The 15,142-nt window shown below is 62.9% G+C and carries 17 protein-coding genes and 1 pseudogene; 9 read left to right on the forward strand and 9 right to left on the reverse strand.

Going from position 1 to position 15,142, the window contains the following annotated elements:
* Window positions 1–11: 11 nt before the first annotated feature.
* A complete protein-coding gene (locus EOD29_RS11905; protein WP_127246801.1) occupies window positions 12–332 on the reverse strand; it encodes a hypothetical protein in 321 nt (106 codons plus the stop codon).
* Between the two features lie 473 nt (window positions 333–805).
* Here EOD29_RS11905 and EOD29_RS11910 point away from each other — a divergent pair, with 473 nt between their 5' ends.
* From EOD29_RS11910 to msrA, 5 genes and pseudogenes are all read left to right on the forward strand, one after another.
* A complete protein-coding gene (locus EOD29_RS11910) occupies window positions 806–1,192 on the forward strand; it encodes a hypothetical protein (RefSeq protein WP_095802597.1) in 387 nt (128 codons plus the stop codon).
* On the forward strand, window positions 1,185–1,577 hold the full coding sequence (locus EOD29_RS11915; RefSeq protein WP_095824487.1) for a hypothetical protein: 393 nt from the start codon (window positions 1,185–1,187) through the stop codon (window positions 1,575–1,577). The genes EOD29_RS11910 and EOD29_RS11915 overlap by 8 nt, the downstream gene beginning before the upstream one ends.
* A pseudogene (locus EOD29_RS11920) lies at window positions 1,522–2,175 on the forward strand (terminase family protein); the annotation flags it as partial. The gene EOD29_RS11915 and the pseudogene EOD29_RS11920, both read left to right, overlap by 56 nt.
* An 854-nt stretch (window positions 2,176–3,029) precedes the next feature.
* Complete coding sequence (locus EOD29_RS11930) at window positions 3,030–3,281, forward strand: hypothetical protein (protein ID WP_067325169.1); 252 nt, start codon at window positions 3,030–3,032, stop codon at window positions 3,279–3,281.
* 212 nt (window positions 3,282–3,493) lie between these two features.
* The gene (gene msrA, locus EOD29_RS11935; protein ID WP_067325167.1) at window positions 3,494–4,012 is read left to right on the forward strand and encodes a peptide-methionine (S)-S-oxide reductase MsrA; all 519 of its coding nucleotides are present in this window, start codon (window positions 3,494–3,496) and stop codon (window positions 4,010–4,012) included.
* Window positions 4,013–4,135: 123 nt separating this feature from the next.
* On the opposite strand, the gene EOD29_RS11940 is transcribed toward msrA, so the two are convergent.
* The gene (locus EOD29_RS11940; protein ID WP_127246803.1) at window positions 4,136–4,432 is read right to left on the reverse strand and encodes a hypothetical protein; all 297 of its coding nucleotides are present in this window, start codon (window positions 4,430–4,432) and stop codon (window positions 4,136–4,138) included.
* 61 nt (window positions 4,433–4,493) lie between these two features.
* Between EOD29_RS11940 and EOD29_RS11945 the strand changes: the two genes are divergently transcribed.
* Window positions 4,494–4,763: a hypothetical protein gene (locus EOD29_RS11945; RefSeq protein WP_127246804.1), complete on the forward strand. Its 270-nt coding sequence runs from the start codon at window positions 4,494–4,496 to the stop codon at window positions 4,761–4,763.
* A 35-nt stretch (window positions 4,764–4,798) separates the two neighbouring features.
* On the opposite strand, the gene EOD29_RS11950 is transcribed toward EOD29_RS11945, so the two are convergent.
* From EOD29_RS11950 to EOD29_RS11960, 3 genes are all read right to left on the reverse strand, one after another.
* Window positions 4,799–5,344 carry a hypothetical protein gene (locus EOD29_RS11950; RefSeq protein ID WP_095824462.1) on the reverse strand — a complete coding sequence of 182 codons (546 nt, stop codon included), beginning with the start codon at window positions 5,342–5,344 and terminating at the stop codon, window positions 4,799–4,801.
* A gap of 562 nt (window positions 5,345–5,906) precedes the next feature.
* On the reverse strand, window positions 5,907–6,359 hold the full coding sequence (locus tag EOD29_RS11955) for a GFA family protein (RefSeq protein WP_067325159.1): 453 nt from the start codon (window positions 6,357–6,359) through the stop codon (window positions 5,907–5,909).
* A gap of 92 nt (window positions 6,360–6,451) precedes the next feature.
* Window positions 6,452–6,742, reverse strand: a complete 291-nt coding sequence (locus EOD29_RS11960) for a hypothetical protein (protein WP_067325244.1) — start codon at window positions 6,740–6,742, stop codon at window positions 6,452–6,454.
* A gap of 599 nt (window positions 6,743–7,341) precedes the next feature.
* On the opposite strand from EOD29_RS11960, the gene EOD29_RS11965 reads away from it, so the two are divergent.
* Together EOD29_RS11965 and EOD29_RS11970 are read left to right on the forward strand one after the other, a co-directional pair.
* Window positions 7,342–8,568 carry an anion transporter gene (locus EOD29_RS11965; protein ID WP_067325157.1) on the forward strand — a complete coding sequence of 409 codons (1,227 nt, stop codon included), beginning with the start codon at window positions 7,342–7,344 and terminating at the stop codon, window positions 8,566–8,568.
* Window positions 8,569–8,754: 186 nt separating this feature from the next.
* On the forward strand, window positions 8,755–8,985 hold the full coding sequence (locus tag EOD29_RS11970) for a hypothetical protein (RefSeq protein ID WP_067325155.1): 231 nt from the start codon (window positions 8,755–8,757) through the stop codon (window positions 8,983–8,985).
* 177 nt (window positions 8,986–9,162) lie between these two features.
* On the opposite strand, the gene EOD29_RS11975 is transcribed toward EOD29_RS11970, so the two are convergent.
* Entirely contained in the window at window positions 9,163–10,221 is a 1,059-nt protein-coding gene (locus tag EOD29_RS11975; protein ID WP_127246805.1) for an aminopeptidase, read from the reverse strand.
* Between the two features lie 500 nt (window positions 10,222–10,721).
* On the opposite strand from EOD29_RS11975, the gene EOD29_RS11980 reads away from it, so the two are divergent.
* A complete protein-coding gene (locus tag EOD29_RS11980; RefSeq protein ID WP_127246806.1) occupies window positions 10,722–11,879 on the forward strand; it encodes a sulfite oxidase in 1,158 nt (385 codons plus the stop codon).
* A gap of 134 nt (window positions 11,880–12,013) precedes the next feature.
* Here the strand turns inward: EOD29_RS11980 and cyoD are convergent, their stop codons facing one another.
* Genes cyoD through cyoB form a run of 3 tightly spaced genes read right to left on the reverse strand, consistent with a single transcriptional unit; the run spans window position 12,014 to window position 15,140 of the window.
* On the reverse strand, window positions 12,014–12,424 hold the full coding sequence (cyoD, locus tag EOD29_RS11985; RefSeq protein ID WP_067325150.1) for a cytochrome o ubiquinol oxidase subunit IV: 411 nt from the start codon (window positions 12,422–12,424) through the stop codon (window positions 12,014–12,016).
* Window positions 12,421–13,140 carry a cytochrome (ubi)quinol oxidase subunit III gene (locus EOD29_RS11990; protein WP_095784114.1) on the reverse strand — a complete coding sequence of 240 codons (720 nt, stop codon included), beginning with the start codon at window positions 13,138–13,140 and terminating at the stop codon, window positions 12,421–12,423. The genes cyoD and EOD29_RS11990 overlap by 4 nt, the downstream gene beginning before the upstream one ends.
* Window positions 13,137–15,140, reverse strand: a complete 2,004-nt coding sequence (gene cyoB, locus EOD29_RS11995) for a cytochrome o ubiquinol oxidase subunit I (RefSeq protein WP_164763742.1) — start codon at window positions 15,138–15,140, stop codon at window positions 13,137–13,139. The genes EOD29_RS11990 and cyoB overlap by 4 nt, the downstream gene beginning before the upstream one ends.
* Window positions 15,141–15,142 lie beyond the last annotated feature (2 nt).

Raw genomic sequence — 15,142 nt, forward strand, 5'->3', positions numbered from 1 at the left:
GCGTCTCGTTACTACTTGCCGCAATGATTATCGTTGACCGACGGCGTAGCCGTGCCAGGCGACGTGTGAGTTGCATCCGGCTGGGCGCCCTGCGGCGTCGCGGGGCAATTCCGATCGGCGTTCGAATTCATGCCGTCCGTGGTGATGCTGCCTGTCGTGCCTGTATCGGGCGCCATCTGATCAGGCGGCGGATTGGCAGGCGTGGTGGGGTCCACCGTGATGCTCTGGCCGCTGCCCGCCGTGTCGGCGGTACCGCCCGTCGCATTCTGAGCCATCGCAGCCGTAGCCAGACCGATGGTCAGAGCCGATGCCGCAAGAATCTTGATGAGCATGATCTTCTCCTTCTTGTGCGAGATCGTTTCTCTTTTCGGGAGTCTGTCGCGTCGCGACTAAGGGGTGGAACCCCTCGGCCCGGAGGTGGTTCCGAGAAAAAATTTCTGGAACTTTCAGACCTGGGCCACAATTTATCGGTGCGCGAGCGAAAGTCGCTTCCCGGCAAGGCTGCAGACAAGCAGCTAGGAAAATTTACCTAAGAGCCTTGTCAGGTGAGGGCAGCTCTGCTATGATTTTATCCATGGTGCTGATTTGCGCCAACGACCCGCCAGCCGGCGGGTTTTTTTGTGGCTCCTCACCTTGGGGGCTTCGCCAGTTGGCGAGGCGACGGGACAGCATCCTCCTGTGGCGTGCCAGCCATATCCCCCGCAAGAAGGGGATCGATGGTCCCCCTTGCGGGCGAGATGTCCGGCAGGACAGGCGGGGCGGCAACTCGACCTTTTTAGTTGAATCCAATCTGCGGAAGCTCTGCATGCCACGCTATGCCACCATCATCACCGGCGACGACGGCGCCGAAATCGTCAGCGCCATCGGCGAGTTCGCATCGTTCGGCGAGCCGCCCCGCACAAGCCGCGTCGAGGCAGTCGCGCCGGGTGTGCGCATCGGCATGGTGCGCGGCGGTCCGGTCGACGCGATCGCCGGCTTCGGCTTTCCGCGCCAGGGTCTCGATCCGTCGGCCATGAGAGCCGCCGCGGCGAAGCTGAAACGAACGGAGCCGTTTTCCGGACAGGTCGATCAGCCCTCCGCGCCGAAGGCCGCCCGCGCCAAGCCGCGCAAGAAGCCGGCGCGCAAGCCCGCCAAGTGGCGTGCGGTTCGTTCCGCCGGAACGCCGGCAGCCGATGCAGCCGTCAATGGCTGACTGCGCAGGCAAGGCGCGGCGCGCCGGCGCCCGAACCGCTGGAGCGAAGGCTGAGCCGGCCGCCGCGCCGATAGCCAGGCGCTCGAAAAAGACGCTGGGCGACGATTTCGCCGCGGCGCTGCGCGCTGATTTCCGCGCCCATGGCGCCGGCGTCATCGCCGCGGTCAGGGCGGAAAAGCCCGACCAGTATCTGAAGGTCGTACTGACGATGCTGCCCAAAGAGTTCTCGCAGGGTCTCGATGCGAACCAAAACAGTCTGGGCCAGTTGAGCGATGAGGAGATCCGCAGCCGCATCCGCTGCCTCGAAGCGAGGCTGCGGCCGTTCCTTGATGATAGCGACCTATTTGGCGCTGCTCGAGGAGATGGACCGACGCCGTCAACGTAACCTTCTTGCTGCCTACAGGCCATACGAAAGGCAGTCCGAGTTCCACGCGGCGGGGGCAAAAAACCGCGAGCGCCTGTTCATGGCCGGTAACCAGCTCGGCAAGACCAGGGCAGGGGGCGCCGAATGGGCCATGCACCTCACCGGCCGCTATCCGGACTGGTGGAGGGGCAAGGTGTTCGACACGCCCGTCCGGCTCTGGGCCGCCGGCGTCACCGGCGAGGGCACGCGCGACAATCCGCAGCGTGTGCTGGTCGGCCCGCCGCAGCGACAGGCGGAATGGGGCACCGGCATGATCCCGGCCGACGCCATTGCCGAAACGACGATGGGCCGTGGCGCCCCTGGAGCGCTGGACAGCGTCGTCGTGCGCTGGGGCGGTGGCGGTGATGTGCAGGCGGGCGAAAGCGTGCTCTCCTTCAAGTCCTACGAAAAAGGCCGCGAGAAATGGCAGGGCGAGACGCTGCACGGTGTCTGGTTCGACGAGGAGCCGCCGCTGGACATTTATTCCGAGGGTCTGACCCGCACCAATGCGACGGGCGGGATAACCATCGTGACTTTCACACCGCTGCTCGGGATGTCGGATGTGGTGCTGCGGTTTTTGTCGGCGGAGGCGGTTCAGGGCTTGGGTTCCTCGCCCCCGCAAGGCGGGGTGACCGCGAAGCGGCCGGAGAGGGGGTCTTCGTAGGGCGACAAGCTTACGAGTAGCTTTCCGCTCTTGCATCGACAGCCGGCGCTGCCCCCGCTCCGTCGCAGCTTCCGCCGCGCCACCTCCCCCACGTTCGTGGGGCGAGGAATTGGAGCCAAAAAATACGGATGAAATCTGATCAGGGATATTTGCTGCCCGCAAGCTGCCTGGCGCGAGCCTTAGGGTCGGTCGCTTTCCGGGTTAGCGGTTGGCACCATATCCTTTCGTCACGAGTAATTGGATTGTACCAGACATTGCATACTTTGTTCGGTGTGTCCGGGATACAAACTTTGCGTTGGAACCCCCTGAACTTGCTCGTGTCATAGGGCACGTTCGACTGGCAGGCTGAGGCGCTCGCGGCAATGGCCACGACGATTGCAATGCGGATCATGTATCTCCCCCGTTTCATCAGGAACTTCGCATTGATGAACAGTATTATCAACGACAATAGTTGGTTGGGGCAGATAATTACGACGAGACTAATATGTCCCGACACGTGACCTTCATGACCATCGAAGATGCCGGGCACTATTCGCCCGAGCAGCGCGCGGAAATTATCGCCGCCTTTCGGACATCGTGTTCGAGGTGCTGGTGCGGCGCTTCAGGCCCGCACCAGAAGAATGAGCGGCGCGGAATGGGAGCCGTGCCGATCAGTCCCGAGCATTGGCGACACCGGCCGGCAAGAATTCTGCCAATCGCGATGAACCAATTCGCGTGGCCATGCGACGCATCGGTGCAAATGAACACCCGTGTATCCATGGAGATTTTCGATGCCTGCAATCCTTCGCAATGCACTTCTTGCCGCCCTGGCCGTATCCGCCCTGGGTGGATCCGCGATGGCCGGCCAGCAGATCTACGAATGCGACAACACGCCGACCAACAAGCTGTGGGCTGGCCGCTGCTGCGGGGTCGGCGACGCGAATTGCCTCGGTGGTGAAAGCCATGGCCATGACCGGGGGAATCCCGGCCGGGGCAACAATGGCGGAGGCGACAACGGCAGGGGCGATAAAGGGCCCAAGTGAAGCTGGCGCTCAGCCCGAGGCTCGCCGGTTTGCCCGACCGGCGAGCAATCGGCGCAGACTGGGGCACCGTGGTTCGGTTAGTTTCCCTGCCAGTCGCCCTTTTCCAGGCGCCTTTCCCGTCGCCTTTTCCAGGCGCCCTTTTCCAGGCGCTTGAGCCGCTGGAAGAAGCGGGCCACAATCCCCACTTATGGAGAAATCCAAGGAGGTTTGACATGGCTTCTTCCGAACGCGCGGTCCTTGCCGGCGGCTGCTTCTGGGGCATGCAGGATCTGATCCGCCGCTTGCCCGGCGTGATCTCCACCCGTGTCGGCTACAGCGGCGGCGACGTGCCGAACGCAACCTACCGCAATCACGGCACCCATGCCGAGGCGATCGAGATCGTCTTCGATCCGACCAAGACCAGTTTCCGCACGCTGCTCGAGTTCTTCTTCCAGATCCACGATCCGACGACCCGGAACCGTCAGGGCAACGATGTCGGCATGAGCTACCGCTCGGCGATCTTCTATACCAGCGACGAGCAGAAGCGGGTGGCCGAAGACACCATCGCCGATGTCGACGCCTCGGGTCTCTGGCCGGGCAAGGTCGTCACCGAGCTCGCTCCGGCCGGTGCCTTCTGGCAGGCCGAACCCGAACATCAGGATTATCTGGAGCGCTATCCCAACGGCTACACCTGCCATTTCGTCCGGCCGGGCTGGAAGCTTCCCGTCCGCGAAAAGGCCGCCGCATCATAAAAATAGGGCTGCGCAGCCCTTCATTCAGGATCCCGCCCGCCGTGCCGAAAGGCATGGCGGGCTTTCTTGCGTTTCGGGCGCAAGCCCGCACCTCGCCGGCATGCTCCGGCTGGAACAGTGGCCTTAGCCCTTGGCCCGGCGGTTCTCGTTTTCATGGCCGATCCAATGGGTTCGGATGCGGTCGCTGGCTTCAAGGTAAGCCATGTCGATGAGATAGGTCAGAAGCTTTTCGCCGTCGGCCTCAGCCTTCTGGCGAAGCTCGCGCAAGATCCCCTGCGCAAACTGCAGGTTTTCCATTTTGCTCGGCTGGTCCATCGGTGCCCCCAATGTCTGCGTGGAAGTTTGGCTGACTATACTTGTACGAATGTTGTCGGCTCGCTCGCGGCCAGGCTGCGCCCGGTTGCACCTGCGCTCGATCAATGAAGCTGTTGCACATCGCGCGAAAATGTCGATATTTTACGCCCCCAATCGGATGGCGAATATGCATGAAGACGAGGGCAGCACTCCCGACAAGCTGCAAGCCATGCTTGACGTGATTGCCAGGAGCGAGCCCGCGCGCGGGAGCGGACAGGCCGATCTCGGCAGGCTGCAGGCCGATGCCGCCAAGGCCGCCAACGTGCTGATCGAATTCTACGGCGACGCTGCCCTCGAGCGAGCCAAGCTTATCGAGCGCCGCTCGCCCCACTCGCATTTCGCGCGCATGGTGACGGCCGAGATCGGCAGGCGCGGCAGGCTTCCGCCCAGAAGCTAGCCCGGAACCCGGCCGAGAAACCGACAAAGATCGCCTCAGGACGATTTGCGCCTCCTCGATCTCTCGCCAAGTCTTTGCAGGATCTCTTCCTCGATGTTGTCCAGCAGGTAGGAAAGCATGTCGTCCTCGATCGACTGCGCGATTTCCCTGGCCTGCTCGACATGGTCGTGGATTTCGCGCAGCGAGTGATCCTCGCCCGCGGCATCCTGCGTCAGGTCGATGAACCAGCCGGGATAAAGCGCTGCCTCGCCCATGTCATCGACATAGCACTGGCCGACGGCAAGGATTTTGCGCAGCCCCATCTTTTCCGAGCGGACCTTGTAGACCTCGCGGAAACCTGACCTGCGCTCGATCGCCTTGCGGATCGCCAGCCGAACCCGCGGCCGATCGTCCCGCTCTATGCTTTGCATGCACCGCTCCAGCGGCGCGCCATGCGAGAACTCCTCGAGCGTCAGGTCGAAATAAGCGGACAGATTCGCGTCCCCATAGATGCGGTCGCGCTTGATGTCCCAGGTCCAAAACCCGTCGATCGGTGGATACCGCATATGCAGGTTGCGGCTGCGTTGAGGCGCCAGTGTCATGAAAACCGCCCCGTCGGTTTCAGGATTCGCCAGTACTATGTCTTAAAATCAAATAGAAACAAAGGTGAGTTTTTGTACAAGGCAGGAAAATGATTGGGCCTGCCGCTTGCTTGCATAGCTTCGCCGCATAGTTGGCATCATCCAGGAAATACGGACGGTGAAAAAGTTTCTCTGGCCGAAACAATTTTCATTTCCGTGTCGCAAATGAAGCCGGTGCTTCACGCGAGAAGGAAGCTTTCGAACTTGAAACAACATCAAAAGTTGTATTCTCCCGGACGCAACGCCTGGGCTGGACATACTATCCATCTTGTAAGGCCGGCGCGGCAATGCTGGTGTTGCCTGAGCCGCGCCGGCCGAAGCGGCCTCCAAAAGGTTTTCGCCGCGCCGGGGATGCTAGCGGCCGCTGCCGCGCCGGCAAACCGACCGTTGGTTGAAAATGCCCGACTTCCAGAAGAAGACAAGGCCCTCGCGGTCAGCGTCCGGTCGTTTACGGGCATAGGCGCCGGCTCGCTGGACCGATGCGTCCTTGCTCTGCGACTTAAGCCGTACTGCCATTCAGCATTTAGGCTGATTTGCGATACGGCTCGCGCACGGTCTCCGGCTCGGCATCATCGGCCGCCGACTCAGCGACGGTCCTGTCATGCTCGAATTGGCTCGCCTCGGGCAGAGGATGCAACCACTGCTCGCGCCGACCGATCCACAATTCGTAGCTGGGCTCAAGCCCTTCGGTCGGTACGACATCCAGGCTGCCGATCATCACCTCGGCCTCGTCCTCGCGAACCGACGGCAAGCGGCTGCCGCAGGTTGGACAGAAGCTTCGCCCGCCATAAGTGCTGGTGATACCCGCGCTTTCGAATGCCTGGCGCGGCCATATGGCAAAGGCCTGATACGCCGATCCGCTGGTCTTGCGGCAGTCCTTGCAATGGCAAAGTCCCACCCTCAGCGGCTCGCCGGTCACCCGGAACTGGACACCGCCGCACAGGCAGCTGCCGCTACGCATGACATCGTCGAACATGGCCGTTCCTCCTGCAGCCGGGACATTGGTGTCACCATCCGGTACAATTCGCATGCTGCCTCAACTGTTCCACAGCGCGGTCGGAACGTCGCTCAACCGGGAAAGTCGAAGACCGGTTCCTCGCAGCGGTAGACGCGGCATGGACCGTCACGGGTCGGAACCGCGACCGACATCGGGACTTCCGGCCAGTCGCACTCATTGCCGAATTGGCGCACGAAACGATCATAAGTGTTGGGCCCGGTGGTCAGCACCGCGGCATGCCGGCGCTGGATCAGCGCCTGCGTCTCGCCACAAGTCATGGCGCGTGTGTCGGGCCGCGCATCGGCGGCGCCCGCAGTCCATAATATCGTGCCGGCTACAAGGGCGGTCGTCAGGTTTTTCATGGAGGCGCCAGCTTTCAGTGATCGCTTTTGCGGTACGAATATGGCTCGCCGCCGGAACACCGCAAGGCTTTTGAACAGCAAAACGACGCCGATTAGGATGTCTGCGCAACCGGCCTTGTCGCGGTCGGACGGACGACGAAGCGACCGTCAGCGCGACGTCGGTAAGAACCCGGTCAGGCATTCTGGCCTCCCGATCCGCCGCATTCCAGGCAGATCACACTGTGTCCCGGACAGCTCAGCCGGTGCGTTCCTTCCGGGCAGCAATGGCCGTTGGAGGCGACCCAGCGGTCGCAAATGAAAATTTTCCTGGCGCCATGGCAGCGCCGGCATTCCGCCGAGGGCATCAGATTCTCGTTTGGCGAGACGCGATGCTCCGCTTCAACGACCGCGTTCATCCATTTAGTCCCCAACGACTGGATTGTCGGTCCTGTTTTTCTCAAGACATTACATTAGCCATCCGAGATATAAAAGCCCCGGGCGGATGACGAAAGTTTCATCCCTCGACCCTTTCCCTTTGCGCTGCCGTTGCTAAAGCTCGTCCGGCAAAGGGCGCCCGAGCAGATTCCGTCGGGCGCGGGCAGGCAACGGGATTTCCTGCAATGACATGGACCGGTGCGGGAGCGCTTTTCATCCTGGTAGCCACTTATGCCGGCGTTGCCGTCGGCCGTATTCCGGGCTTCAGGCTGGATCGCGCCGGCATCGCGCTGCTCGGTGGCGCCGCCATGATCGCGATCGGCGCGATCGGCATGGAGGATGCCTACCGCGCCATCAATTTCGACACGATCACGCTTTTGCTCGGCATGATGATCGTGGTCGCGCATCTGAAAGTGTCGGGCGCGTTCCGGGCGCTCGGCGGCTTCGCTATTGAGCATGCGCACGCGCCCTTCATGCTGCTCGTCATGGTGACGCTTCTGACCGGAGTGCTTTCGGCCTTTCTGGTCAATGACGCGATCTGCCTGGTGATGGCGCCGATCGTCGTCCACGTCACCCGCGTCATCCGGCGCAACCCGGTTCCCTACCTGATCGCCACCTGCACGGCCTCCAACTGCGGCAGCGTCGCCACCATCACCGGCAACCCGCAGAACATGGTCATCGGCGCGCTCTCGGGCATTTCCTATCCGGCCTTCACGGCGGCGCTCGCGCCGGTGGCGCTGTTCGGCCTTGTCGCCGTCATCGTCATTGTCCGCATCGTCTACCGCGGCGAATTCTCTCGCCCCGCCGAGCTCAGCCCCGAGGTCTATCGCGGCCGCATGCTGCCGGGACAGGTGCTGAAGGCGACCATCGTCTGCGTGGTGCTGGCGTTCGCCTTCTTCGCTGGCGTGCCCGTCGCCAAGGCGGCGCTCATTGCCGGCGCTTTCCTGCTCGTCACCCGCGCGATCAAGCCGCACCGCATCTACCGCGAGATCGACGGCCCGCTGCTCTTCATGTTCGCCGGACTGTTCGTGGTCGTGGCGGGCGCGGAGCGCACGCTGCTCACCCCCGACATGATCGCCGCGGCGAAGAATATGGGTCTCGACGATGTTTGGCGGCTCTCCGGCTTCACCGCGGTGCTTTCCAACGTCATGAGCAATGTGCCGGCGGTGCTGGCGTTGAGGCCGTTCATCCCGGGCCTCGAAAACCCCCACCGCGCGTGGCTGGTCGTGGCGATGAGCTCGACGCTCGCCGGCAATTTCACGCTGCTCGGCTCGGTCGCCAACCTCATCGTGGCTGAGCAGGCAAGAGCGGCGGGCAAGGAGCTGTCTTTCGCAGCTTTCTTCAAGGTCGGTTTGCCGCTGACGCTGTTGACGCTGGTCTTCGGCACGGCGTGGCTGGCGCTCACTTCGTAGCCGTTGGACGCCAAGCAGCTGGCGGGGAGAATAGGGCAAGGTTCTGCTGTGAGTGCGACAATGTTTTTCCGGCTTAATCGCCTACGCCGACGCGATCGCACCCAACGTAAAGGCGCCCCATGGAGCCTTGTTTTTGTTTTCAGGCCCGGTTAAGCCGCCGCGCAACCAACCGAAGGACGACATAAAGTGAGCGAACCGACCGTGGCCGAAGCGACCGAAAGCATCTATGCCTCGATCCGCGCGGACAACGCCGACATCGATGCGCATATCGCGACGCTCAAGGCGGCGATGGCGCGGGAAGGGCTGAAACAGGCGGTGTTCGAGCCGGCCAAGCTGGCGCACAACAACCGCGCGGGCCGCAAGCTGATGCAGGCCTATTTCCGCCAGCGCGGCGTGACCGTGACGTTTTCGAGCTAGGGGCCGCGCGCCGACCGGGCGCTGCTGTTGCGACGAGGCTCCGCAAGAGGCCTTTTTGGGGGCGTCGCGGCACCGCGCGGCTGCCTAAGGGCAATCGCATATGGCGCGCCCGATGTGATTGGCTGCCGAGTTGGCTTCGCTCATGTCGGGTACGCGGCCGACCCTTGCCTGTTCAGGTCAATCGCACGCCGCCACGGTCTTCAGCGTCTGGGCGCGCGAAGGTCCGGGCAAATTCCCGATCCTTCGAACGGCGGCGTAGAACCTTGGATAGTCGCCGGAGCACAAGTCGAACAGGCGAAGAAACGCCGGAACCTGTTCGCCATAGACGGCAGTCGCGGCGAGCTTTGCGTTGTTGATCGGGCTATCGAACCAGGCGTCATAGCCCCGGTATCCGGCCCAGCGCGTATCGCGCATGCGCCGGTAGCGCATCCGCAGCCTGTCGATCGTGGCTGCTTTGGCGGCGGCCATCTGCTGTGGGCCACGCGGACTTCCATAGACTTGGCGCAACTCGTCCCGGGTTTTCGCTATCAGTCCGAGAAAATCGGCGCTGCGCTTGCGATTGGCTTCGTAGCGGCGCAATCCCGCGCGATTGCCGGTGGCGCGGAGCCATTTCCTGACGCCGGTGGTTTCGACCGAGACCGCGAAAGCCTCGTTGAACGCGGAGTCGCCGTTCACATAGATTTTCTGATGCGCCAGCTCATGGAAGATCAGGCTTGCGAGATAGGTGTCGTCCTGGCGCAGCATGGTGCTGAGCAGCGGATCGCTGAACCATCCGAGCGTGGAATATGCGGTGACGCCCGAGACGTAGACGTCCAGCCCCTGCCGCTGCAGTTCGGCAGCGCTTTCAGCCGCCGATTTCCGGGAAAAGTAACCCCGGTACGGAACGCAGCCGAAGACCGGAAAGCACCATGTTACGGGCGTGAGCGAGAATTGCGGCGCGGCAAAAACCGCCAAGGTCACAGCGTCCCGGCCGATGTCGACATAGCTGCGGTAGCTGCTGTTTTCGGGCAGCGCCAGTTCATCCGTGGCAAAGCGGCGTATGGCGCTCGCCGACGTCAGCTTGACGCGCAATGCCTCCGGCGTTGCGGGGTCGCGGATCAGCTTGCCGACATTCTTGCGCGCCGCCATGATCTCAACATGGCCCTCCAGCGACTGCGCGTAGTAGGAAATGCTGGTGCACCCGGCCACGCCGGCCGCCAGGACCGCCGCGGCAAGCAATCGAAAAACGCGCCTCACAGCCTACCCACCGCCTGTTCATCTCCCCGTGAAGCAAGTGTCCCCATCTGACCGCGAGTCTCAAACAGGCCCGCCGATCTTCGTCAAGACCTGGTGGGACGTCACGGGTCGGACTTTGGCAGGATCGGCAACGCCTCAGAGCTGACATCGGTGCTGACCAGGTCCATGCCGCTCACGAGATGCAACGCATCAATCGTCGGCGGCATTCAAGCTTGGAGCACGATGCAGGTATCGAGTCCTGATGCGAAGATGCCAGCCCTTGGCCTCGCCACGACGACAGATAGGGCGTATAGTTGAAGACCGCCGGCTCGGACCTGACACCCCGGCGCATTGAGAGCGGGAGACGTCGCTTCAACTAGGGCGCACTTCCAACTCGGGGGGTGTTCCACGCGCTCTCATCATTGCCCGCCGCGTCCGGCTTCTGCTTTGCGCGATCGCGGTCGCTATTCGCATTTACTCACTGAAGGAGAACTGAGCTTTTCACTGGAGGAGAAGTGATCATGCATTACCTTCCCAGACGTGAATTCATGGTTCGAGGAGGGGCAACCCTCGTGGCGCTGGCGTCCTTTCAATCGCGGATTGCCTATGCCTTTCCAACCCGGGCCGGCGAGGAAGTCATCAAATGGCTCGATCAGCTGCCGCCAAACCCGGTTCCGCAAGTCATCAAAAATCAGTTGGTGTGGGAGGATCTCGATTCCTGGGTGACGCCCAACGACAAGTTCTTCTCAATCGCGCATTTCGACCGGCCGGTCATCGACGAAAGCACGTGGAAGCTCGAAATTGGCGGCTCCGTCAAAAAGCCGACAGACCTGACGCTCGCCGACATCAAGGCTCGAACGCGCCAGGAAGTCACGTTCACGGTCGAATGTTCGGGCAATACTGGCCTCCCGTTCTTCAATGGCGGGATTGGCAATGCTCGCTGGGCGGGCACGCCGCTCGCCCCGATCCTTATGGAGGTCGGCGTCCTCGACAGTGGCATCGAGGTTGTCTTCTGGGGCACCGATAAAGGTGAAATCAAGCGAGCCGACGACGTCAAGTTCACGCAGAACTTTGCGCGCAGCATGTCGCTCGCCGACGCCTTGGACCCCAAAAATATCCTCTGCTACGAGATGAACGGCACTGCCTTGCCTGCCGATAACGGGTTCCCGCTGCGGCTGATAGCGCCGGGCTGGTACGGGATCGCGAACGTCAAGTGGCTCAAGCGTATCGAAGTCAGGGACCAACGCTTCGTGAACCAGTTCATGGGACGCGATTATGTCACGCTGCGCGAGGAGGAGCACAACGGCGAGACGGTATGGATGGAAACCTCTGTCGGGCGGGCGCGTCTGAAGTCTGCGTCGGCCCGGGTCACTCATATCGGCAATGATTACAGGATCGTCGGAGCGGCCTGGGGCGCGCCGATCGAGCGGGTCGAGGTGAAAATCGATGACGGCCCATGGATGCCGGCGACCATCGATGAAACCGAAAAGGCGGACTTCGCTTGGAAGATATGGTCCGTCGACTGGCCCAAGCCCTCCGCCGGGGAGCACACAGTCACCTCGCGCGCCGTTAGTACCGGAGGGCAGGTCCAACCCGCAATGGACGATCCCGTCATCGCCAAGAAGCACACTTACTGGGAAAGCAACGGTCAGGTGACGCGACGCATCGCCATTCACTGATCGGCGGAAGCCTATCAAACCTCTCACATCGATGTGACCCCATGCTTTTGGCATGGGGTCATGACGTCGATCGGGCCGGCTGTGACGGTGGCGACCCACGCGGGAGAACGCCTCTGCCGGCGGGTTGAGCCGCCTTATGGCATCATCCTGGCCTGATGGGCGCTCATCGGAGCCATGTTCAGGTTGAGATGGGCCATGATCCAGACCGAGCCGATCACGACCAGCGCGACGATCAGCACGCCGAAGGCGAGCGCGAGCACGTTGTTGGTGTTGTCGGGCCCGGTGGTCAGGTGCAGGAAGAAGACCAGATGCACGCCCATCTGCGCGATCGCCAGCACCACCAGGGCCGAGATCACCGCCGGCTGGTAGATCAGGCCGGTCTGCGCCGCGAGGAAAGAGGCGACGGTCAGCAGGATCGCCAGGCCGAAGCCGAGCAGGTACCCCGACAGCCCTCCCGCCAGCTCGTGCTCGGTTATGCGCTCCTCGCCCGGCGCCGAATCGCGGCGGTCGAGTTCCTCGTCGGTCCGGCTGTCGATGTCGCTCATGGCGACGCTCCCAAGAGATAGACCAGGGTGAAGATGGCGACCCAGATAATGTCGAGCGCGTGCCAGAACAGGCCAAAGCAGTGGAGCCGGCGCAGTATCTCCGGCCGGAAGCCCTTCACCCAGAGCTGCGCCATCATGGTGCCGAGCCAGAGCAGGCCGAGCCCGACATGGGTGCCGTGGCAGCCGACAAGGGCGAAGAAGGCTGACAGGAAGGCGCTGCGCGAAGGGCCTGCCTGCTCGCTCGCCATCACCGCGAATTCCTGCACCTCCAGGAACAGGAAGGCAGCGCCGAGCAGGCCGGTGACCAGAAGCCAGAACTGGGTGGCGGCCATCGACCGGCGCTGCGTCGCGAGCGTCGCCAGCCCCCCGGTGAAGCTCGATGTGAGCAGAAGCCCCGTTTGCGCCGCAACGCGCGGCAGCTCGAACAGCTCCTTGCCGGATGGCCCGCCGGCGGTCGCCGTCGACAGGACCGCATAAGCGGCGAAGAAAGCCGAGAACATGATGATGTCGGACAAGAGGAAGATCCAGAACCCGTAGGCCACCGTGACGAACTTCGAGGCCGGGCCGCCCTGGCCGTGGCCGGTCGCCGAGAGCAGGCCATGGCCGTGTCCCGCATGGCCGTGACCCCCATGACCGTGTCCCCCATGGCCATGCCCGCCTGACCGTCCAACCCGGTAGGGATCGCGCGCCGCGCTGCCGGCCGTGATGTCGCTCATGCCACGCGCTCCCGTCTGCGCAGCCAGGCAAGCTGTGCGGCCCTGCCGTCGCTGTCTATGCGCTCGACTTCCTCCGCGGAGACTTCGTAGTCGCCGTGCTCTCGCCAGGCGAAGATGACGAAAGTGATATAGGCGCCGATGAAGCCTACGATCGCCAGCCACCAGATGTGCCAGATCAGGGCGAAGCCGATCAGCGTGCTGAAGAAGGCGGTGACGAAGCCGGTCGGGCTGTTGCGCGGCATTTCGATCGGCTCATAGCTTTCGTCCTCGCCGGGCCTTTGCTCCTCCATCGCCCGCTGCTTGATGGTCCAGTAGGGTTCCTCGTTCTCGACATGCGGCAGCCGCGCGTAGTTGAAGAAGGGCGGCGGGGAGGATGTCGACCATTCCAGCGAGCGGCCGTCCCAAGGGTCGCCCGTTTCGTCGCGCAATTCGTCGCGATGCCTGATCGAGACGACGAGCTGCGCGACCTGGCAGGCGGCGCCGACGATCATCACCGCAATGCCGAAGGCCGCCACGACCAGCCACGGCGTCCACAGGTCCATGTCGATATGCTGGAGACGGCGGGTCATGCCGAGCAGGCCGACGATATAGAGCGGCACGAAGACCAGCACGTAGCCGGCAAGGGTGAACCAGAACGCGGCCTTGCCCCAGCCCTCGTGCAGCCGGAAGCCGAAGGCTTTCGGGAACCAGTAGGTGAAGCCGGCGAAGGCGGCGAACAGCACGCCCGAGATGATCACATTGTGAAAATGCGCCACCAGGAAGAGCGAATTGTGCAGCATGAAGTCGGCCGGCGGAACGGCGAGCAGCACGCCGGTCATGCCGCCGATGATGAAGGTGGTGACGAAGCCCAGCGCCCACAGCATCGGCGTGTCGAAGCGCACGCGCCCGCCATACATCGTGAAGAGCCAGTTGTAGATCTTGACCCCGGTGCCGACCGCGATGACCGAGGTGGCTATGCCGAAGGCGGCATTGACGTCGGCCCCGGCGCCCATGGTGAAGAAGTGGTGCAGCCAGACCATGAAGGAGACGATGCAGATGAACAGCGTCGCCGCGACCATCGACCGGTAGCCGAACAGCGGCTTCGATGAGAAGGTCGAGAAGATCTCGGAATAGATGCCGAAGGCGGGCAGCACCAGGATGTAGACCTCCGGATGGCCCCACGCCCAGATCAGGTTCATGAACATCATCTGGTTGCCGCCGGCTTCGTTGGTGAAGAAATGGAAGCCGAGGTAGCGGTCGAGCGTCAGCATGGCGAGCGTGGCGGTGAGGATCGGGAAGGCCGCGACGATCAGCAGGTTGGAGGCGAGCGATGTCCAGCAGAACATCGGCATGCGCAGATAGCCCATGCCCGGCGCGCGCATCTTGAGGATGGTGGTCGCCAGGTTGACGCCGGTGAGCAGCGTGCCGACGCCGGAGATCTGGATCGACCAGAGATAATAGTCGACGCCGACGCCCGGCGAGTAGGTCGTCTCCGACAGCGGCGCATAGGGCAGCCAGCCGGTGCGGGCGAACTCGCCGACGACGAGCGAGATGTTGACCAGGAGCGCGCCGGTCGCCGTCAGCCAGAAACTCACCGAATTCAGCGTCGGAAAGGCGACGTCGCGGATGCCGAGCTGCAGCGGCACGACGAAGTTCATCAGCCCGATGACGAAGGGCATCGCGGCGAAGAAGATCATGATCGTGCCGTGGGCCGAAAAGACCTGGTCGTAATGCTCGGGCGGCAGGTAGCCTGGCCCGTGGATGGCGAGCACCTGCTGCGTGCGCATCATCACCGCATCGACGAAGCCGCGCAGCAGCATCAGCGCCGCCAGAACGATATACATGACGCCGATGCGCTTGTGGTCGACCGAAGTTATCCATTCGTCCCAGAGATAGGGCCAGTATCCTTTCACCGTGACCCAGATCAGCACCGCGGCGGCCGCCAGGAAGACGACGAGCGCGGCGCCCAGCGGGATGGGCTGATCGAAGGGAATGGCAGACCAGTCGAGCTTGCCGAGCATCG

The sequence above is a fragment of the Mesorhizobium sp. M1A.T.Ca.IN.004.03.1.1 genome, from assembly GCF_003997555.1.
Classification (GTDB): Bacteria; Pseudomonadota; Alphaproteobacteria; order Rhizobiales; family Rhizobiaceae; genus Mesorhizobium.